Here is a 20188-nt window from a genome sequence, read left to right as displayed (position 1 = left end):
AAGCAAGCGGGACGACTGTCAACCCTCGATTCCGTGACATTCTCACTTCACGATGGTTGCGCAGCCGACGAGGACGTCGATCTCGGCCTTGGTGTCCTTCGCGACCTGCGAGCACGTCGCGTCGCAGAGGATGATCTGCTTCGGCGCGCCGGGCACGTCGTAGTACCAGGCGAGCCCCGCTGCGGGGCAATCGGCCGCCGATTTCACCTGCGGAATGATGACCGAGATGCCCGACTCCGGCGTGTACTCGACGTTGATCGCGTTGTAATCGATGTCCTCGCCCGGCGGAGGTTGCGGGATGAGGTACGAGCAAGAGAGCGCGGCGCCGCGAATCTCGTTCATCGCCTGGATGAACTTGTCGGTCGCGTCCTGGTTCGCGTCGACGATGAACGCCGACCCGGTCCCACCCGCCGCGGCAATGCCATTCAGCGCGCCCGCGAGGTTGCCGACGCCGATGACGAACGTCTTGATGCTCGGGACACCGGCGAGCGCGCTTGCCGCGATGCCGTTGATGTAGGCGAGGTCGTCGTTGCACCCGGCCGGCTCGCCGTCGGTCGCGAGCACGACGATGACCGTGTGCGTCGGGTTCTGGGTTGCCCATTGCTTGGCATAATCGACCGCGCCCTCGAGCGCCGCGGAGGTCGGGGTGCCGCCGCCCGGGGAGTGGTTGTCCATCGAGGTGATGAGCGTCGTGCCGACCGCCGGAAGCGGGGCGATCGGTACGTCGGGCTTGGCGTAATCGGCAGCTTTGCACGAATCGCCGCCGATGCCCTCGCAGACGCCCGGGAAGCCGGGCAAGGGCACGGTGCAGGGGCCACAAGCGGCAGGTCCGCACTCGGCGTCCGTGGCGCAGAAGGGGACGAGGGGGCACATGACGCCGCTCGATTGCGGGAAGTACTGGATGCCGACGCCGATCCCCGCGGCCGAGGGCTGCTCGACGAACGCCTTGAGCGCGTTCTTCGTGGCGTTCCACTTCGAGGTGTTGCCCGCGCTGTCGCTCATCGAGCCGGATTGGTCGAACATGATGTACATGTCGAGCGGGACCTGCTCGGCCTTGTTCTTCGTGGCCGCGCAGCTATCGTCGCCGCCCGAGCCCTGATTGCCGTTGCCGCCGGCGCCGGGGATGAAGCCGCCGCCGTCGCCGCCATTGCCACCATTGCCTCCGGGGTTGCCCGCGCCGGAGCCATTCTCACTGCTCGAATCGCCGAATTCGGTGTTGCCGCCCGTCGCCGAGCAGGCTGCAATCAGCGCGCCGGACAGCGCCGCCGCGCAAACGACCCTCGAGACGCCCGAAGAAAACCACCCGTTTCGCATGCCTCTGCCCTCCGAGCGGCGGATCGGAACAGCCGAGCGGGCGTGACGTCAAGCCCGGCGAGCGGGACACGTCACAAAATCGACGCGGCCCCGGCACGCGTTCGTCAATGTCGTCGCAAATGTCCGTGGCGAGCACCCCCGCCGCCCCGCTGGCGCAGCGCGTCGCTCGGTTGGCGAGGCGCGTAGCCCCGCCGGCGAGGCGCGTAGAAGACTTGGCCCTCGCCCCGCGGCGCCGGTAGCTCCCCCCGATCATGGTGAACCTCGTCCCCGCCCCGGCGAGCGACCGCGCGCCGAAGGCGCCCCCGCGCGAAGGCCGCGGCCGCTCGTTCCAGAAAGCAGCCGCCCCCGGTCTTTCCAGGTTCACCCGCGACGCGGCGCAATCCCGGAATCGAAGCCTCGATATCAGCTCTTTCCAGGTTCCGAGCGCGACGGTTCCCCATCCTCTGCCCGCTCGCCTCGAATGGCGTGCCCGTTGCCCCAGGGCGACCGGCGAAACGATGATGGGTACACAGAGCACGTCCAGCCGCGGGAGCGGACGCAAGAGCCTGGTCGGGAATACCCTCGTCACGGTGGGCGCGCTGTCGAGCGCGTTCGGGGCGGTCGGGTGGCTCTCCGCCCTGCGTTCCCCCTCGATCCTGACGATCGCGCTCGGGTTTGTCCTGTATGGCCTCTTGCCGCTCGTGGTGGGCGTCAGCTTCGTGTGGCGCGGGCTCGGCGCGATCGAGGAGGCCGAGGCCGCGCGGCGCGCGGACGCGGTGAGCCGCGCGGCGCTGCTCGACGCTCTGCGCGGCGGCGCGACGGCCCGCGAGGTCGCCGCGAGGCTTTGCATGCCGAACGCGGGTGACGCCGAGCGCGCGCTCGACGGGCTCGTGCGGGACGACCTCGCGAAGCTCGACGTCACGGACGACGGCGAGCTCGTCTACCGGCGCGACCCGGAGACGCTCCTGCTGCTCCACGACCGCGACGTGAACTGACCTTTCAATCGAGGACACGCCTGAGCGTGCGCTCGCCGAGCTCGCCCTCGGCCGCTTCTTCGAGCGCGCGCTTCATCGCCTCGTCCGCGCATGCATCCGCGGCCACGCGAATGCGCACACGCGCGTCGGGATGCTCTGCGATCCGGAGCGCCATGGCCGCCCCGAGCCGCTGCCCCGGCGGCAGGTCCGGATCGTCGACCACGGAGAAGAGCTCCTCGTGCGTCACGGCGGATTTCCGGTATCCCGCATTGAGCAGGAGGGCCTGGAGTTTGTCCTTCCATTCCGTGAACGACTTGCCCGCAGGGTCGAGCTCCGCCCCCACGGGCGGGCCGCCCGCACCGTTCGACCCGAGCGCAATCGCAAGGCGCAGCCGGCCGGCCACCGCCATGATGAAGCTCGGGTCGCCCGTCGCGACCTCGACCCGCCGGGTGGGCTTGCCTGCCTCGCCCACTTCGAGGAACAGCTCGCGTTGCTTCTCCTCGATCGTGTGGATCTGTGAATGCGGGATCCATTGATCGACGAAGCCGCCGCGGATGCGTAGCCCGTCGCTGCCCACGATGATCTCGTGCGGCCGCGTGAGCCGCACGATGAAGGACATCGTGAGCATGACGGCCCAGGCGAAGGCGCCCGTGGGCCAATGCGCGCCGGGATATTCGGTGACGAGATAACCGAGGGGAATGAAAAAGAGGACACAGACGATCGGGAGGCTCACGCAACCCGTGACGAGGGGCCGGTACGCCGAGCCGCAGAGGACAGCCACGCGCCGTCGCGACGCGTCGATGCCGAGCCGGTCGAGGAGCCGATGCGCCGCAATGCCGTCGGGGACCTCGGCCGTGAGCGCCGAGCCGTTGCGAAGGTAAAGCTCGACCCGCGGGCGTTTTCCATCGAGGCGCGTGCCCGGGAGGACGAGCCCGCCCTCGATCGCCGAACGCGCGAAATGGTGTTCCTTTCCTCGTTGCGCGACCACGAGGCCCTGGCCATCGGCCCGGAGCACGCCTGAGCTTCGCAGCGGAAGCGATAACGACGTGAGGACGGCGCCGGCGAGCGACACGACGGGCGCGACGAATAACCCGAGGATGCCGAGGAAGATGAGCACCGCCGAGAGGGCCACCGACGTGTCGGCCATCTTCGCCCCCGCGATCGCCAGGATCGTCACGATGAGCCCGGGGAGCCCGACGAAGGCGCCGAATCCCGCGCGCATGAGCCACCCGCCGAGCCGGGGACGGCGGTGTTCGATGGACGAGCTCGCGACGACGAGGGGCTCTGCGCTCATGGGGGCGGAGGGGCAGAGCCTATCATAACGACATCCGCGAACGAATTGTGTACATTGCCTCCATGGCCGACTCCGGACGCTCTCTTTCGCGGACGTGGCGCCTCTTCGCCTCGTCCCTCGTCGTGTGCTGCTTCGTGCCGCTCGGCATCGCGAGCTGCAGTTCGGGGGACGCGGTGAACACGTCCACGACCACGGGCGGCACCGCGACGACCGGCGCGGGCGCGTCGGGCGCCGGCGGCGCGGGGAACGGCGGCGCCGGGAGCGGCGGCGCGGGGGCCACGGGCGGTGCAGGCGGGACGGGCGGATCCTCGACGTCGAGCACGGGCCATGGTGGCTCGGGCGGAGGGCCGGCGGCGAAGGTGGTCCGTCTGCTCGCGATCGGCGACACGGGCGAGGGCAACGAGGCCCAGCACGCCGTGGCCGATCGAATGAGCGAGAAATGCGAGAAGGTGGGGGGCTGCGACGCCGTGCTCGTGAACGGCGACAACTTCTACGACAACGGCGTGGCGAACGTGGACGACCCGCAATGGGTCGCGAAATTCGAGGAGCCGTACGACCGGCCGCACCTCGACGGCGTGCCGTTTTACGCGGTGCTCGGCAACCATGATCACGGGCCCACGTCGAGCGGGAACAAGCAAGCGCAGATCGACTACGCGTCCTTGCCGCTCGGGAGTGGCCCCGGGATGCGGCGGAGCGAGAAATGGCACATGCCGGCGGCGTGGTACGACGTGAAGATCGGCCACGTGCATCTCTTCGCGCTCGACACGGTCGACTTTTTGAACGGCACGCAGAAGGACGACATGAGCGCCAGGGTGAAGAACGCGAAGGCGACGTGGAAGATCGTCGTCGGCCACCACCCGCGGTTCACGTCGGGCGAGCATTTCTGGGACAACAACCTGCTCGGCATCGCGGGGCTGTTCACGTTCCAGAAGGCAATCTATTGCGGCGCGGACATGTTCATGACCGGACACGACCACAACCTGGAGTTCATCGATAGGGGCCGTGACGACGATTGCCCCGGCACGTATTTCGTTGTGAGCGGCGCGGGCGCGAAGACGCGCGATACGTTCGATTTCGTCCCGACGGACGAGAAACAGCTCTACTTCTCGGATGGCTTCGAAGGGTTCGCTTACATGGAGTTCGACGGACCCAAGCTCTCGTTCGAGTTCATCGACAGAAACGGCGCCGTGGTCTTCTCGAAGACGATGACGAAATGAGGATCCCCATGCTCTCCCCGCGCTCTCTGCTCCTGCTCGTTCCCGCGTTGCTCCTCGCCTGCCAGGATCCGCCGCCGCCGGCGCCCGCGCCCGCCACGTCCGCGGCGCCCGCGGCTGCACCCTCGCCCACGCCTGCGCCGACGGCCGCGCCCACGCCCGAGAAAACAGCGGCCGCGCCGGAAAAACCCCCGGAGTGGATCACGGCGCAGCACGTGCTCGTCGCCTACAAGGGCGCGAAGAACGCGCCGAAGACGGTGACGCGGTCGAAGGCGGACGCGAAAAAGAGGGCCGAAGAGGTCGCCGGCAAGGCCAAGGCGGGCGAGGATTTCACGGCGCTCGTGAAGGAGTATTCGGACGACGCGGCGACCGTGGAGAGGCTCGGGAGCCTCGGGAAGTTCAAGGCGGATGGAATGGTAAAACCCTTCAGCGACGCGGCATTCGCGCTGAAGGTGGACGAGACGAGCGGCGTGGTGGAGACGCCGTTCGGGTTTCACGTGATCAAACGCAATCAGTGAAACCCGAACAGCGCGGCTCGATCTCCTCTACTCGCCCTTCCACTCCGTCCGCTGCACGACGGGCAATTGCAGCGCGCGCTCGCGGTCGAGGTCGAGCGAGCCGAGGTGAATCGCCAGCGGCGATTGCACCCACTTGAAGATCGACTGCGTGAACAGGCGCGCGAACTTCTCCGCCCACGCCGTGAGGATCGCCGGATCCCGATCCGGGAACACGCTCGTCAAAGCGAGCGCCACCTCGTTCGGCGCGAGTTTCTCCGCGCCGTAAAGGTAAAGGCAAGCGTCGAGCACCTCGAACGGCATGAGCTCGGCCTCGCCCGACTGGTTCGCCGCGAGCTCAGGGCCCGCCGTGGTCTCCAGCGTCGCGCGAATGCCCGGATAACCAAACCGCTTCTCCAGCCGCTCGAGCATCGCGATGACCACGGTCTTCGGCAGGTTCGCGATCACGCTGAACGCGCCCTCCAGATCGCCGCCGACGGTCGTGTACCCGAGCGCCTTCTCGCTCATGTTCCCCGTCTGCAGGAAGAGCGCGCCGCTCGTGTTCGACCAGTTCCACATGCGCTGGCCACGAATGCGCGCCTGCACGTTTTGCTTCGTGAGCTCGGTCGGCTCGGGCCCGCCCGGTCCGAGCAAGGTGCGCGTCGCTTCGAGCTCACGCACGAACGCATCCTCGATCGGCACGACCATGAAGGAGACGCCGAGGTCGGCGCAGATCCGCGCGGCCGCGTTTTGCGTGGCGTCGCTCGAATACCGCGACGGCATGTAGAACGCACTGATCATCTTTCCCGCCGCCTCGCGCCGCGCCGCGCCTTCGAGCTCGGGGTGGAGCAATTCGGCGGCGCGATGCGCGATGAGCAAGGTGAGCAGCGAATCGCGCCCGCCCGAAAGCGCGAGGCCGATGCGGCGGAACGCGCCGATCTTGCGGTAGTAATCGGCGACGCCGAGCGCGAGCGCGTCGTGAAAATCGTCAAGCAGCTCGTCGCGCGGCGTCTTCGCCGGCAGGCTCGCCGAGGGCAAGAAGAACGAGGTCCCGGGCGGCGGCGCGGGATATCGCAGCTTCGCTCGATCGGCCGTCTTCTCGTGCACCACCTGCGCGGGCACAGGCTCCTGCTCACGCCGGAAGGTTTCGAGGTCGCTCCGCCAGGTGCTCGCCTCGCGCCGGCTCCGGACCGTGCGATCGAGGTCGACGACCGTGGCCGCATATCCCTCGCGGAACCGCGTCGCCTCCAGCATCGGCCGGCCGTTCTGATTGACGAACCCGCCGCCGTCGAAGACGAGCCCGTCGTTGCCGCCGACGAGATTCGCATACGCGATCGTGCACTGGTTGTCCGCGGCCCGCGTGGCGATCATCTCGCGCCGCGTGCCCCCGATGCCCGCGCGAAACGGCGAGGCCGAGAGGTTGCAGACGATCTCGGCGTCCGAGTAAGCACGCCTGCGCATGGGGCCATCGGGCGACCAGATGTCCTCGCAGACCTCGATCGCGACGATGCCGAAATCGAACTGGAAGATTCGATCGCCGCAGAACACGCCGCGCGCCTCGCGGTCCATGTGCGGCATGCCGCGGGAGAAGACGCGCGACTCGTAGAAGACGTTGTACGTCGGCAGTTTTTCCTTGGGCACGAACGCGAGGATCTTGCCGCCGTGCACGAGCGCGCCGACGTTGAAGAGGTCGCCCTCGACGCCGACGGTCAGGCCGAGGGCGAACACCGTGCGGAGCCGCGCGGTCTCCGCGGCGAAGCGCTCGAGCTCGCGCCGCTGGCTTTCCACGAACGCCTGCCACTGCACGAGGTCCTCCGCCGCGTACCCGCCGACGACCTGCTCCGGGAACACCGCGAGCGTGACGTCGTCCTCGGCCATCGCCGTCGCGAGGCGGATGCACCGATCCACGTTCGAGCGGACGGCGCCGACCGTCGCGTTCACGCTGGCAACCCCGATCTTCACGAGCCTCATGGGGGCCGAGCGTAGCAGTGGGACGGCGCGAGCGTCAGCCTGCGTGTGAGGGCGTTCGGAGGGAGCAGCAGGGGGCCGGACCGGGGCGTGTGGCCGGCAGGAGAGGACGATGGAGGCGCGAGGTGCTTGCCCAGACGTGCGCCGCCTCCATCGCCCTCTTCTGCGGGTCATTCGTCGGAAAAGTCCCGCCCGAGTCCGAATACGGCGTCTTTTCGTTTCACGAGGCCAGGAGCAGAGCGTTCGGCTCGGGCGGGAGGGCGGCGCGTATCGTCGCCTCATTCCCTGATAGTTCCGGCCGGCCCGCGAACCCTCCCGGATTCGATCACTTTTGTTCGAGCGTGTCCTACGGCTGGAGCAGGTGCCCAAAAAGCGCGCGCGCATGCAGGGGGTCGCGCGGGTACATCCGGAGGTAGCGCACGAGGGCGGCGCGCGCGGCCTCTTGGTCTCCGTGCGCAGCCGCGCGCTCGATTTCAGCGACCAGCGCGCGGGGTCGGCTCGTGTCCAACGCATCCACACACGAGCAGGGCGACGCGGACGCGGGCGCAGGCGACAGCTCCGGCGCGACGGCTTCGGCGTTCACGTTCACCTGCACGGCGCGCGAGGAATACTGGGCGGTCCGAAGGACCTCGGGCGGCTGCATGAGGCCATAAGCGACGCCGGCAAGGCCGGCGGTACAGACGAGCACCTCCGCTGCGCGGCGTTCCCACCCCGCGGGACGCGCCTCGGAGCCCGCCAGGATCGCCGCCATGAAGGGGCGCAGCTCGCCCTCGTACCCGCGGAGGAGCTCTCGCGCCTGGGTGCAGGCCCGAAAGAGGCGTGAGCGCGCGGTGCCTTCGGGGATGCCGAGAGCTTCGGCGATCTCCACTTCCGAGAGCCCGTCGAAGACATGCGCGTAGAGCACGTCGCGCAAGCGCTCGTCCATGCTTCGCAGGCGCTGGTCGACGAATCGAAGCATCTCCTTTCGGGCGAGGATCGCTGCGGGCGAGGGCGCTGCCGACGCCACCTGCAGGGCTTCGTCGGGGTCGCCCCAATACGTGCTGGATTCCTCGACGACGCCCTTCTTGTGTCGAAAGGACTCGTTTTTCGCGATTCGATAGAGCCAGGTCGAGAGCTTCCCCCGCTCGGGGTCGTAGCTGTCGGCGTGCGCGAGGCGAGGACGAGGCCGCCGGCGAGCCTGCCCTCCTCGCGCTCGTCCTCTCTTTTGACGGAGGGCGCGACGAGGCCGCGCTTGCGTATTTCGCCGAGGTAGAGGGCGTCGACGGCGGCGATCTGGCTGCTCACGCGGTCGGGTGGCAACCCCGTGAGAGCAGGCTGCGCTCGATAGAGAGCTCGACGAGGTGCTGGTTTTGCAATCCACACCTGCCTTGACCGGAGCCCGGTGTTCCTGCTCCTATCCAAACGCCGGTGCCGAGTGACCGGCCGCGCGTCCCCGACGCCACGGCGTGGCGCCTCAAGGAGTGTGTGCAGGGGTTCAGCGGCGAGATCAACGCTGGCTTCTACACGCTCGATGCCACGGTGCAGGTCGACAACGATGGCCACGTGATGGATGTGGAGACGAAGGGCGAGCCCCAGCCCGAGGTTGGGATTTGCATGCGGATCGCGCTGCGACGCATGAGCCTCCCGGAGGACCTTCTCGAGCAGCGCAAGCTGCGCCAGTCCGAGTCGTCCACGCCGGCGAATGGGGAGACGAGGCCGGAACGGGGGCAGATCGGGGAGATCGTCACCCTCACCATTGTTACGATTGCGCTCACCGAGATCATCATCGAAGCTTTCGCGACGACAATCGTCGTGGCTGTCACTGTGAAGGTTGCCGCGGATGCGGCGGCGAGGCCAAAGAAAGATGACGATGATGAGCGGTGCCGCGAGGTAAAGGAGAGGTGTATCGCTACTGCTCGGGGTCGCCAGGTTTGCCGGCCCCAGGTGGTGGTCGGTTTAGGCGATGCATGCGAGAGTGCATGGAGGCAGAAGGGTGTTCATTTTAGGAGTAGGGCTATGAAATTAGGCACGGTGGAAGCTGCACGAGTCGTGCGCGATGCCAGCATCGAGGCAATGGATGCTCTCAATTCGGTGGTGGTCGAGATTGCTCCCCTATTGTCGGAGGCCAACAGCAAGGACCTACGATTGGCAGTCGCAAGGAGCATGACGGCGATACTCGATCATCTCGTGAACCCCGTGCTGGAAGAATATCCAGAGCTCGAAGTAGATGAGGACACCTGGGGGGATATTGCAGCAGCTAGGGCCAGAGCGCGGCTGTCCGCTGCCACCGATTCATCGAACGAATGAGGAGCTATGCAAACGTCACAAACCGATGTTCTCCTGCGCGAGGGAAGCGAGGACGCGGACCTCACCGCCGAGCGAGAAGCGGGGCAAACCATACGGCGCGAACAGCCCCGCTGCGCCGAGCTCCCACGTTGGCCCTTGACTCTCACCTGGGTTTGTCGGAGGGGCCGGGGACGTCGTCACCTGGTAAAACGGATCCAGCGTACGCTGGCGAAGCGGGCCGTCATCGTCGTAGGCGAAGAAGGTTCGTAGCGGGGGGACGGGGCCGGCGAGCCCACCTCGATCAGCGGTCGCAGCAAGAGCCACGCGGGGACGGGCTGCTTCCGAAGCTCCCACCGCCCGAGATTCAACGCGATGGCGTAGGCCGCATCCTGCACGAGCTCGCGGCAATCGAGTGGCGTCGGGATGACAGCCTGCCACCGCTCGACCCCCTGCTCGTCCGAGGCAGAGACGTGCGCCTCTATCTCGCGACCTTTGCGCGTGAGCTCGACACGGACGAGGGCACGCGCATCATCCCGGACAACCGGATAACCGAACCCCGACGCGAGCCACATGATGAAGTCTTCGCGGCCCATGCAGCCGCGGATCGTGCGGGGCGGGGTGTATTCGAACCGGAACGCTACGCGGTTCGGCTCCTCGCCCGCGCTCACAGGCGCGAGTAGGAGGAGGGATAGGCAGAGGAGCGGGGCGAGGGCTGCGGCGCGCGGCATGACAGGGAGAAGATACCGCAACCCGCGCAGAAAAAGGGGGAGGCCAACGCGAACGTCTTGGTGCTACTCGGGTCAAGAGCGCACGCCCAACGTTGGCCTCCGAGGACAATCCTTACCGGAGACAAACCGGACTGTCAAGCCCCTGGACAAACTTTTGGTTCCGGGACGAACGGGCGGCCGGAGGTCACTTGCCGTCGATCGCTTTCCAGGTCGGGTACTCCGCTCGCTCGCGGTTCGCGGCTTCCACCAGGCGGCGGTGCACCTCCGTGTCGTCGTAGACGGGCTCGCCTTCGACGTGTGCAGCCAGTACACACGCCATTGCCTCGGAGACGTGAACGAGCACTTCATGGATCCTGCCACGATACGTCGCAGCTTCCACCGCGTCGCAGTTCTCGCGCATGAAGCCTGCCATCGCCTCGATCCGCTCGTAGAGTCGGTTCAGCGACGCGCTCAGTTCGTCACGGTCCTCCTTCGTGAGCTTCAGCCGCGGTCGCTCGACGACCTGCATCGGCTTGAAATCCGGCGGCGCGAGTTCGAGATGCTCGCTTTGAATCGGCGCAATGACCTCGGTAAAGAGGTAGCCGCGCGACGTCAACAGGGTCGCGTCGCTGTCCGGCGAGAACCCCGCGTCCGCCATCCTCCGCAGCGCTTCCGTCATGCAGTGTTGGACGCCGGCGTCGTCGAGCCGCGGGCCCTTGGGCTTCACCGCCGTGACGCGGTCGCCCGTCAACTCGACCGCGAACTCGACTCGTACGCATTGTGCCGAAGCCGCTGGCCCCCGTCTTTGACGCACGCTTGAAGCGCCTGGACCTCATCGGAGGGAGCGCGAGCCCGCTGCCCTGCCTGGGCGCGACGGCGTACTCGTCGCTCGCCCCGCATCCCATCGGCACCATGGACACAGCCATGCACGTAGCGACCGAGATCACCCCGCCAGTCGCCAGCTTCTCATGCGCCCCCTCCCCGTCCCCGTGCGTAACCCGCGACGCAGGTGGGCAGGCTACGGAGGCGCCGACGCCCCCATCAACCGTTGTCCCAGCGTTTTCCCGCTGTTTCACGCGCCAACATGCCCGAAGTCGTCTCGCAACGCCTCGACATGCCATTCCGAAGGTTTCAACCGCATTCGCAACGAAGTGCGGCCCCCGCCTCCACCCGCGATTCAGCACCGGGAGAGTTCCGCAAGCCCCTTCGCGGGCCGAAACCCGAACGTCGACGTGTCGCCCCCTCGCTTCTTTCGCATGAACCGCTCCGTCTCGCGTTGGCAGGCAGGTTCGAGCGTCCTCCGCGGCGGGGCAAAGGCTTGCACCACGCACCTCAGGCGCCGCGAGCGGCGACGCAACCGCTCGCCCCGCCGTTTCCCGCGCCCCCGTCCCACCCGTCGACGTTGCAACCCCACTTCGGGCGCCCGAACCGCCCCCGCAACGCGTTGCAACGCCGCTTCAGCCCCCTCGAGCGCCCCCGCAAGCCGTCTCCGGCGCGTTCGAGCCCCTTCCCGTGAGGGACGGCCGTGTCCCCGGACCTCGACCCAGCTCGACAAGAAGCCCGGCTCCGCAGCGGCGCATCGAGGCGCCCATTCCCGGCGCGCCGTGACTACCGTGGCATCAACGTATCGGCGAGCGTGAGGAGCCGATCAATCTCGGACTGCGTGAGGTGCAGGTCGCTCTTCACCTGCGCGCCCTCGGCGCGGAACACGACGGGCGCGAAGAGGCGAACTTTTACAATGCCGAGGTTCAGCGAGGTCGCTCGGTCGATCGAGGCCGTCAGCGCCGCCGCATCCGCGCTCGCCTGCACCGGGTCGGTGCTCTCGCCCGTGCTCGATACGTCGACACCGCCGTCGGCGGCGAGGCGCAAGCGCGCGACGGCATGACGAATCGTGGACGGCACGCGCGGCGCCTGCGAGCTCGCGAGGCTGCGCGAAGGATCGTCGGCGGTCGCGACGACGGCCTCGGGTCCCTCGGGATCCGGGAAACCGCCCGTGCCCTCGAAACGCGCCGCCTGCGGGGCGAGCGACTCCGGCAAGACCGCGAGAAAACCATCCTCGACGAGGGCGACGACGCGGGTTTGTCCACGCACCGTGACGCGCGCCGAGGGCACGCTCGCCGTCGTGATCCACTCGCCGCGCGGCTCGCTGCGGGCGATCATCGTGTGGAGGCCCTGGCGCGCGCGCTGCTCGTCGAGCTTGTGCTGCACGATCGCGACCGCGAGGTCGTCACGCGTGACGCCGGTCGAAGCGATGTAGGCCGCGACGACGTCGCCGGTCACGTCGATGCCCGTGCCTTCGAGCATGCTCCGGAGCGGGTTCATCGCGCGCAGGCGGAACTCGAGCGGATGGCCTTTCAGCCGCTCGGGCCAGACCATCATGCCGACGCGCGCGTTCACGATCGACCGCGCGATCTCGGCGGCGTTCTTCGGCCGAGGCGGCGGGGGCGTGGCTGCTTCGGGGGCCTGCTCTTGCGACGCGCAGCCGAGGAGCCCAAATGACGTGAAGGGCGACGCGGCGAGCGCGAGCAGCAGAACAAGCGAGCGAAAGCGCCTCGTCACCAAACCAGGTTAGCGCCAGCCCGAAGGGGATGCTAGGGGCCGAAGTCATGAGCCACGGTCCGAAAAAGGTGGGAATCCTCGTCGGCGGCGGGCCCGCGCCGGGCATCAACGCCGTCATCGGCGCGGCCACGATCCGCGCGGTCCTCTCCGGCTACGACGTGGTCGGGATCCAGGACGGATTCCAGTGGATCATGAAGGGCGACCTCGAGCACGCCCGGCCGCTGTCCATCGACGACGTGAGCCGCATCCATTTCCGCGGCGGCTCATACCTCGGGATCTCGCGCGCGAACCCCACGAAGTCAAAGGACCTGCTCGAAGAGACGGTGCTCTCGCTGCTCCGGCTCGAGGTGGACAAGCTCATCACGATCGGCGGCGACGACACGGCGTTCTCGGCGTCGCAGGTCGCGCTCCAGTCGAAGGGGCGCCTGCGCGTGGTGCACGTGCCGAAGACGATCGACAACGACCTCGATCTGCCGGGACAGGCCGATACGTTCGGCTTCCAGACGGCGCGGCACATCGGCGTCGAGCTCGTCGAGAACCTGATGGTCGACGCGAAGACCACGCACCGCTGGTACTTCGTGGTCGCGATGGGCCGCAAGGCCGGGCACCTCGCGCTCGGCATCGGCAAAGCCGCGGGCGCGACGCTCACGCTGCTGCCCGAGGAGTTTCCGGAGGGGCACGTGCCGCTCCGGACCGTGGTCGACCTGCTCGCGGCCGCCATCGTAAAACGCCTCGCGACGGGGCGCGCCGACGGCGTGGCCATGATCGCCGAGGGGCTCGTCGAGCGCATGGAGGAGCACGACCTCGAAGGGCTCGCGGGCGTGGAGCGCGACGCGCACGGGCACGTGCGGATCGCGGAGATCGCGTTCGCCGACATCCTCAAGGCCGAGGTGCAGAAGCGGCTGAAACAGTTCGGGGTCAAAGCGACGATCATCCCGAAGAACATCGGCTACGAGCTGCGCTGCGCCGATCCGATCCCGTACGACATGGAATACGCGCGGGACCTCGGGTATTGCGCGGCGAAGTACCTCGCGGAGGGCGGCACGGGCGCGCTCGTGGCAATGGTGCAGGGCTCGTTCCAGGCCGTGCCGTTCGACACGATCATGGATCCGAAGACGGGCCGCATGCGGGTGCGGATGGTGGACATCGCGAGCGACCGGTACATGATCGCGCGAAGGTACATGCTGCGGCTGCGCAAGGATGACTTCGACGATTCGAGCCAGCTCGCGCGGTTCGCGAACGTGCTCGACATCTCGATCGAGGATTTTCAGAAGGAGTTCGGCTACCTCGTGGAGCACGAGCCGATCCCCCGCACGTTCTACCCCGATGAACGGCCGAAGCCGTCGATCGCACCGCCAGGCAAGTGAGACAAGAGCCGATGGAGCCCGTTTCGATTCGCCTCGCGCACGCGGGGGACGTGGAGACGCTCGCGCAAAACCACCGCGCGATGGCGCTCGAGACCGAAGGAAAAACCCTCGATCCGGAGACGACGCTCCGGGGCACGCGCGCGGTGATCGAGGACCCGGCAAAGGGGTTTTACCTGGTGGCCGAGCGCGAGGGCCAGGCCGTGGGGCAGCTGCTCGTGACGTTCGAGTGGAGCGACTGGCGGAACGGGACGTTCTGGTGGATCCAGTCGGTCTACGTCGCCGAAGGCGCGCGGCGCACGGGCGTCTACCGCGCGCTCTACGATCACGTGCTCGCGAAGGCGCGGGCCGACAAGAACGTCTGCGGCGTGCGGCTCTACGTGGACAAGGAGAACCACCACGCGCAGGCGACGTACGCGGCGATGGGGATGCGCGCCGCGCATTACGACTTCTTCGAGATCGATTTCGTGCTCGGCTGAGCGCGACGTCAGAACGCGGGCAGCATGACGCGCGCGCCGGCGCGCACCTCGAACGTGTACACGAGCGTGCGCGTCGCGTGCGCGCCGACCTCGACCGTGGCGCGCAAAAAGCCGTCCTTGTCGAGGGAAAAACCCCCTGCCTCGGCGAGGTGGATCTCGACGTCCTCGATCTCGCTGACCGGAATCCGCTCGGTGACGACGACCTTGCGCGCCTTGTTCGAGAGGTTCGAGAGGTAGAGCGTGACCTTGCGTTCGAGGCGTTGCGCGCCGGTGATCGCTTGCGTGTCGCGCTTTTCGTCTTCGCTCCTGCGCACGCGAATCGCGTCGTCGGGGCCGAAGCCGAGCTCGAAGGGCTCGCCCTTGCCCACGAAATCGAGGCGCGCGCGACCGACGAGGCTCGCCCCACGCGCGAGGCGCACCGGGCCCGCGAGCAGCGGCCCCGCGCCTTCGAGCGTGGCCGTGGCGCGGAGGTGCGCCGCGGGGGAACGCACGGCGACGACGACGCGGGCGAGCTCGGCCTTCACGGTCACGCGGCCGATCTCCACGCGGCACGGGCGTCCGTTCGAGGGCAGCGAGGCGCGCTCTTTGCCGGCGTAGGTGATCGGCTCGCCGCCGTCGTCGACGCCGGGCATCTCGGAGGCCGCGCGGTCGCCGCGCTCGAGGCCCGCGAGCTGGATCGATTGCTCGCGCGCGGCGACGACGATGTTGCGACGTTCCTCCTCGGTCTTCTTGCGGGTGCCGAGCACGTCGTCCGCGAGCAGCGGCGGCGAGGCGGCGCGTGTGGGCCTCGCCGTGGAGAAACGCAGATCGACGTCGTCCCACGATTCGCCCGTGCGTTGCCACGCGGTCGCGTACGTGACGATCTCGACCGTGCCCGCGGTGGCCTCGGGACCGTCCGAGATGAGGCGCGCGAGGTGCTCGGGACGCCAGAGCGCGCAGGGGAGGCGGTAGGTGATCTCGACCTCGACGTCGCTCGCCTCGGGCGCGTCGATTTCGACCTCGATCACCGCGTCGTACCGAGGTTTTTCCGCGCGTCCCTCGGCGAGGCGCGCTTCGGCGCGGCGACGATCGAGATCGGCTTGCGCGCGCGCTTCGCGGACGCGGGCGACCTCGTCGAGCGAAGTCTTCGCGGCTGCGTCGATCGCGCGCCATCCATCGCGATACGAGCCCGCGACGTCCGGATCCGATGCCTTGCGCGGGCCGAGCGAGGCGCTCTTCACCCATTGCGTGGCGAGCTCGTAATGGTGCTGCAAACCGCGCTGCAAGCGCTCGATCGCCCGGTCGGCGGCGGCCACGCGATCCCGCGCGGCGCGCGCCTCGCGTTCGAGCGCCTCGATCTCCTCGCGCCCGAGCACGCGCTCCTCGTGCGCGCGCCGGAGCACGCGGGCCGCGAGCACGCGCGCCTCGCCTTTCGTGACCTTGGCTTGCACCGTGCCGTCGTCGACGAGGAGCGAGACGCCGGCGATGGCCTCCCAGCGCGCGCCTTTTTCGGCGCGGAAGGAGGCGCGACGCACGACCTCGGCGCGGTCCTCGAAGAGCGTGACCCGCGCGGCTCGGCTCGCATGCGCGCGATCCTGCGAGGGCTTTTCCGAACGAACCTGCTCCACCACGGGCTCACTCACGGCGGTTTCCTCCGACGATCTCGCTCTTGGCAGGCAGCTTGATGCGATAGGCGTAGGTGATCTTCGACTTGCCGCTCGCGGGCACCTCGACGCGGAAGCGGCGGCCGCCACGCACGGGCGCGCCGATGTCCGCTTGATCGTAGACCTCGGGCTCGGGCTCGGCGGACGTGAGCTTCACGGTGACGTCCTTGTCGTCGGTGACCGGGATCCGTTCGAGGATCTCGATCTGGATCGGCACGCCGAGCGACGAGGTGAGGTCCACGGTGACGTGGTGGTCGACGACGGTGGATCCGCCGAGCAAGCCGGCCGAGCTTTCCTCGACGCGAGCGTTTCGCGCGATGCGCACGCGATCCTCGACGCCGAGGCCAACCTGCACGTAGCCGCCGCGATCGACGGCCGCGATCTCCGCGGTGGTGACGAGCGCGCCTTCGAGGAAAACATCGACGGGGCCGGCGCAGAGCGGCGCGCCGAGGGGATTTTCGATGCGGGCCTCGCGATAGACCTCGGTCGATTCGCGCGGGACGGCGCGGAAACGCGGGCTCGCGGGGCCCTCACCGACCTTGATGTGCACGCGGTGCGGGCGGCCGTTCGAGGGGACGTCGCCGCGGCCTTCGGCGTCGTAGCGGTGGTCGAAGCGGCCGCGCGAGACGAGCGGATCCTGCGTGCGTGCGGGGTTCGGGAGGACGTCGATGCGCTCGCGGGCGGAGTTCGCTTCGCGGCGGGAGGCGTCGTCGGGGACGCGGCCGAGGCGGCCACGGCGCTGTTTGTCGTCGGCGGGGGCGAGGACGAGGGCGTCGAATTCGAGCCAGCTATCGTCGGGTTCGAGAGGCGGCAGCGGCGCGGGTTCGTTGGAGGCGCCGGCATTCAGTTCGTCGAGGAGGCCTTCGGGACCGCCGCCGCCGCTGGGGCCGACGAGCGACTTGAGCGAGTACAGGACCGATTCCTCCTCCTTCCTCGCCGCCTTTTTGGCGGGCGCAGGCGCAGAGCGAGCGGGCATCGGCATGGCGGCGGGCGCCGGCATATCCATCGACGGGCCGAACCCCGGCGCCGGGGGCGGCGCGCCGAGCGATTGTGGTGCCACGGTGGCCGCCGGCTTGGGCGGCGGCGGGGGCGCCGCGGGCCGCGCGGCAGGCGGCGGTGGAGGAATGTCGGTGCGCGCGGCGCGCGGCATCTTCGCCATGGCCGCGTCGTAGGATTCGAACATCGCGTCGAGCCCGGGCGGCGGCGGGCGATAGCCACGCTTCGCCGGGGGCTGCGCCCGGCCAAACCGGAGCGATTGAAGCTCGGGCAAACGCGCGTCGTGGACGAGGTCGGCGGTCGAGAGGGCAAGCTCGACGTCCTTCCAGTCCTCGCCCGAGTCCTGCGCGACGAGCGCGTCGAGCTCGAGCCGCACGCGCGTCGCGTTCTTCGTGAGCCAAGCCTTGTACGTCGGCCACCAGCGCGCCGCGAGCACGACATACTCGATTTCGAGCGCCTCGATCACGCCCTGCCCCGCGCCGAGGCGCACGTGGCAAGCGAGGGTCGGTCGGGACGCACCCGTGCGCTCGTCGGTACTCGCCTGCGCTTCGGCGAGACGCGCAGCGTCGATTCCGCGCTGGACGCGCTCGATCGAGGCATCGAGCTCCGCGAGGCGTGTATCGATCACGGCGAGCTCTTCCTGGGCGAGGCGCGAGGTCGCGAGGGCGTCCTCGATCCGCGCCCGGGGATTTCCCTGCCGGAGGCGTCGATCCATGCCGAGATCGAAAGACAAACCGGCGAGCAGGTTGCGGCGGCCCGTGAGGTGCGTGCGCGCGTCGGTCAGCGCGTCGCGCTCGGCTTCGAGGACGCGCAGGCGTTCGCGCGCCGAGCCGACTTTGGCCGGCCCTTCGGGGACGACGAACCGCGCGCCGACGGAGACGACCTCGCGGTCGCCCTTGGCAAGCGCGCGGAAGCTCGACGGCTCGGAGAGCGGGGTGATACCGGGGACGACGAGCTCGCACGGCTCGCTCGAAAGCGCGGCCGGGAGCGTGACGGCCCGGGTGACGAGAGCGCCGCGCGCGTGCACGACGACACGGCGGATGCTGCTGCCGAGGGCGAGCGAGGTCATGGGCGGAGAGAGGATACGCGAAATCGCGGCGCGATTGCCCGCAAATCCGCCGCGTCGAAAAAGCTCAGGGCTCGAGGCGCGCCACGAACACGTCGAGCAGGCCCTGGCTCACGAGCGGCGCGGCCGGGGCGTTGAAATCGATCGTGCCAGCAAATCCGCCCGAGAGGAGCATCCTCGAATCCGGGAGGGCCGCGATGCCAAAGCCGCGCTGCGCCTCGGCGTCACCTGCCGTCCTCGCCCAGAGGAGCGCGCCGTCGGCCGAAGCGTATTTCGCAACGAACACGTCGGCCGTCCCCGCGGAGGGGATCGCGCCAGCGCCGAAATCGATGGATCCATCGAAGCTGCCGGTCACGACGACGTTGCCGGCCGCGTCGAACGCGACGCCCGCGCCGATCTGATCGCCGCCGGTCGCGTCGCCGAGCTTTTTCGCGAAACGGAGCGCGCCTTCGGGCTCGAAGACGAGGAGGAATGCGTCCACCGACGTCGCGCTGGTGAGGGTCGTGCCGGAGATCGTGATCGATCCGGCGAAGGTCCCGGTCACCGCAATCTCGTCCGAGGGGCCAACCGCAACCGCGTAGGCGCGCTGCAGGAACGCGTCATCGCCGAGCTTGACGCTCCACCTTGCATTCGTATCCACGCCCGAGAGCCGCGCCACGAAGGCGTCGCCGCCGCCCGCGGAGGAAAGGACGCCGCTGCCGAGATCGAGCGACCCGTCGAATTCGCCCGCCACGACGACGTCGCCCGTGGCCGTGAACGCGACGCCGTAGGCCGCCTGCGGGGAGGCGTCGCCGTAGACGCGGCTCCAGATGTGTTTGCCCTCGGAGTCGAGGATGGTCACGAATGCGTCGGCGCCACTCGCCGTGAGCGCGCTCCCGCCGAAGTTGACCACGCCCGAGGCCTCGCCCGCGACGGCGATCCAGCCGTCCGGCCCGGCCGCGACCGCATTCGCGAACTGGACTTGCTCGTCCCCGAACGCGCGCGCCCAGCGCACGTCGCCCGACGCGCTCACCGCGACGACGAAGGGATCGACGCCATTGCCTGCGCTCGTGATCGTCTTGCCATTGCCGAAATCCATCGCGCCCTGGAACTCACCCGCCGCGATGACGTCCCCGGACGTGGCCGCGACCGCGACGCCACGCGCCGCCGCACGGCCGCCCATGGCAGGGACTTCCAGGCTCCACGTCGTGTCGAGGTTCGCGACGCGCCGATCCACGTAAAACGTTCCGGTGTTCACGGTCCGGAACGTCACGTCGCCGTCGATCACGCCGGCCGTCGCATGGACGATTCCGTTCGTCGCGACCGCGAATGCGACGTCCGCGTTCGCGCCGCCGCGGGAGACGAGAAAATCGACGGTTCCCGTGCATCCGGGCGTGGCGCCGTCGCAATCCTCGTCGGCCTCGGTCGCACAATCCTCGGGGTCCGGCGAGACGAACGGAAGACAGGGCCCGAAGGAGAAGCCGTCGGGCGTGCACGTGCGGGCGCCTTCCGCACACGCGCCGAGCTGCCCGGTCTCGCAAGGCAACGTGTCGCCGGGCGCGCAGAGGCACTCCTCGTCGTCGCGAGCTTTGCCGTCGCAATCCTCGTCGTCAGGCATGAAGCAGTCCTCCTTTTGGGGGACGACCTCGCCGAGGCACGCGCCGAACGTGCGATCGATACGACAAACGTGCGTGCCCGGCTTGCAAGCCCCGACGCCGGCCGTGCCGAGCGCGCCCGTGTAACAAGGCGCGGACACGCCGACGGTGCACGGCGCGTCGGGGTCGTACGTGCCGTACACGTCGAGCGCGCAGGCCGAGGGGAGCGCGGAGGCGAAGAGCGAGACGAGCCCCACGGCGGCGAGGCGCAGGTAGGTTCGTCTTCGGCTGAGCATGG

16 protein-coding genes are annotated in these 20188 nt (G+C 68.8%); 6 read left to right on the top strand and 10 right to left on the bottom strand.

Translation table 11 applies throughout. From position 1 onward, the window contains the following. Positions 1-42: 42 nt before the first annotated feature. Positions 43-1314, bottom strand: a complete 1272-nt coding sequence (locus tag KEG38_RS02110; RefSeq protein ID WP_272417271.1) for a vWA domain-containing protein — start codon at positions 1312-1314, stop codon at positions 43-45. Positions 1315-1811: 497 nt separating this feature from the next. Between KEG38_RS02110 and KEG38_RS02105 the strand changes: the two genes are divergently transcribed. Then, complete coding sequence (locus tag KEG38_RS02105; RefSeq protein WP_272417270.1) at positions 1812-2288, top strand: hypothetical protein; 477 nt, start codon at positions 1812-1814, stop codon at positions 2286-2288. A 4-nt stretch (positions 2289-2292) separates the two neighbouring features. Here the strand turns inward: KEG38_RS02105 and KEG38_RS02100 are convergent, their stop codons facing one another. Further along, positions 2293-3561, bottom strand: coding sequence for a hypothetical protein (locus KEG38_RS02100; RefSeq protein WP_272417269.1), 1269 nt, complete (start codon positions 3559-3561; stop codon positions 2293-2295). A 62-nt stretch (positions 3562-3623) separates the two neighbouring features. On the opposite strand from KEG38_RS02100, the gene KEG38_RS02095 reads away from it, so the two are divergent. Next, the gene (locus KEG38_RS02095) at positions 3624-4778 is read left to right on the top strand and encodes a metallophosphoesterase (protein WP_272417268.1); all 1155 of its coding nucleotides are present in this window, start codon (positions 3624-3626) and stop codon (positions 4776-4778) included. Beyond that, entirely contained in the window at positions 4775-5293 is a 519-nt protein-coding gene (locus tag KEG38_RS02090; RefSeq protein WP_272417267.1) for a peptidylprolyl isomerase, read from the top strand. The genes KEG38_RS02095 and KEG38_RS02090 overlap by 4 nt, the downstream gene beginning before the upstream one ends. 27 nt (positions 5294-5320) lie before the next feature. On the opposite strand, the gene nadE is transcribed toward KEG38_RS02090, so the two are convergent. Together nadE and KEG38_RS02080 are read right to left on the bottom strand one after the other, a co-directional pair. Beyond that, positions 5321-7240: an NAD(+) synthase gene (gene nadE / locus KEG38_RS02085; RefSeq protein WP_272417266.1), complete on the bottom strand. Its 1920-nt coding sequence runs from the start codon at positions 7238-7240 to the stop codon at positions 5321-5323. 343 nt (positions 7241-7583) lie between these two features. After that, entirely contained in the window at positions 7584-8597 is a 1014-nt protein-coding gene (locus KEG38_RS02080; RefSeq protein ID WP_272417265.1) for an RNA polymerase sigma factor, read from the bottom strand. Positions 8598-8644: 47 nt separating this feature from the next. Here KEG38_RS02080 and KEG38_RS02075 point away from each other — a divergent pair, with 47 nt between their 5' ends. Next, positions 8645-9523, top strand: a complete 879-nt coding sequence (locus KEG38_RS02075; protein WP_272417264.1) for a hypothetical protein — start codon at positions 8645-8647, stop codon at positions 9521-9523. A gap of 176 nt (positions 9524-9699) precedes the next feature. Here KEG38_RS02075 and KEG38_RS02070 read toward each other — a convergent pair whose 3' ends face one another. The 3 genes from KEG38_RS02070 to KEG38_RS02060 form a co-directional block, all read right to left on the bottom strand. Continuing rightward, a complete protein-coding gene (locus KEG38_RS02070) occupies positions 9700-10230 on the bottom strand; it encodes a hypothetical protein (RefSeq protein ID WP_272417263.1) in 531 nt (176 codons plus the stop codon). 184 nt (positions 10231-10414) lie between these two features. Next, on the bottom strand, positions 10415-10960 hold the full coding sequence (locus KEG38_RS02065) for a hypothetical protein (RefSeq protein WP_272417262.1): 546 nt from the start codon (positions 10958-10960) through the stop codon (positions 10415-10417). A gap of 857 nt (positions 10961-11817) precedes the next feature. Continuing rightward, a complete protein-coding gene (locus tag KEG38_RS02060; RefSeq protein ID WP_272417261.1) occupies positions 11818-12768 on the bottom strand; it encodes a hypothetical protein in 951 nt (316 codons plus the stop codon). 47 nt (positions 12769-12815) lie between these two features. On the opposite strand from KEG38_RS02060, the gene pfp reads away from it, so the two are divergent. Both pfp and KEG38_RS02050 read left to right on the top strand, forming a co-directional pair. After that, the gene (gene pfp / locus KEG38_RS02055) at positions 12816-14135 is read left to right on the top strand and encodes a diphosphate--fructose-6-phosphate 1-phosphotransferase (protein WP_272417260.1); all 1320 of its coding nucleotides are present in this window, start codon (positions 12816-12818) and stop codon (positions 14133-14135) included. Positions 14136-14146: 11 nt separating this feature from the next. Then, complete coding sequence (locus KEG38_RS02050; protein ID WP_272417259.1) at positions 14147-14611, top strand: GNAT family N-acetyltransferase; 465 nt, start codon at positions 14147-14149, stop codon at positions 14609-14611. An 8-nt stretch (positions 14612-14619) separates the two neighbouring features. Here the strand turns inward: KEG38_RS02050 and KEG38_RS02045 are convergent, their stop codons facing one another. From KEG38_RS02045 to KEG38_RS02035, 3 genes are all read right to left on the bottom strand, one after another. Further along, entirely contained in the window at positions 14620-16233 is a 1614-nt protein-coding gene (locus KEG38_RS02045) for a DUF4139 domain-containing protein (RefSeq protein ID WP_272417258.1), read from the bottom strand. Beyond that, positions 16226-18319, bottom strand: a complete 2094-nt coding sequence (locus KEG38_RS02040; RefSeq protein WP_272417257.1) for a DUF4139 domain-containing protein — start codon at positions 18317-18319, stop codon at positions 16226-16228. Before KEG38_RS02040 ends, KEG38_RS02045 begins: the two co-directional genes overlap by 8 nt. A 64-nt stretch (positions 18320-18383) precedes the next feature. After that, a complete protein-coding gene (locus KEG38_RS02035) occupies positions 18384-20186 on the bottom strand; it encodes an NHL repeat-containing protein (RefSeq protein WP_272417256.1) in 1803 nt (600 codons plus the stop codon). Between the last annotated feature and the right edge of the window lie 2 nt (positions 20187-20188).

This window comes from Polyangium jinanense, from assembly GCF_028435265.1.
Taxonomy (GTDB): Bacteria; Myxococcota_A; Polyangia; order Polyangiales; family Polyangiaceae; genus Polyangium; species Polyangium jinanense.
Note: the sequence above shows the minus strand (reverse complement) of the source record. Positions and strands in the feature narration are given on the sequence as shown.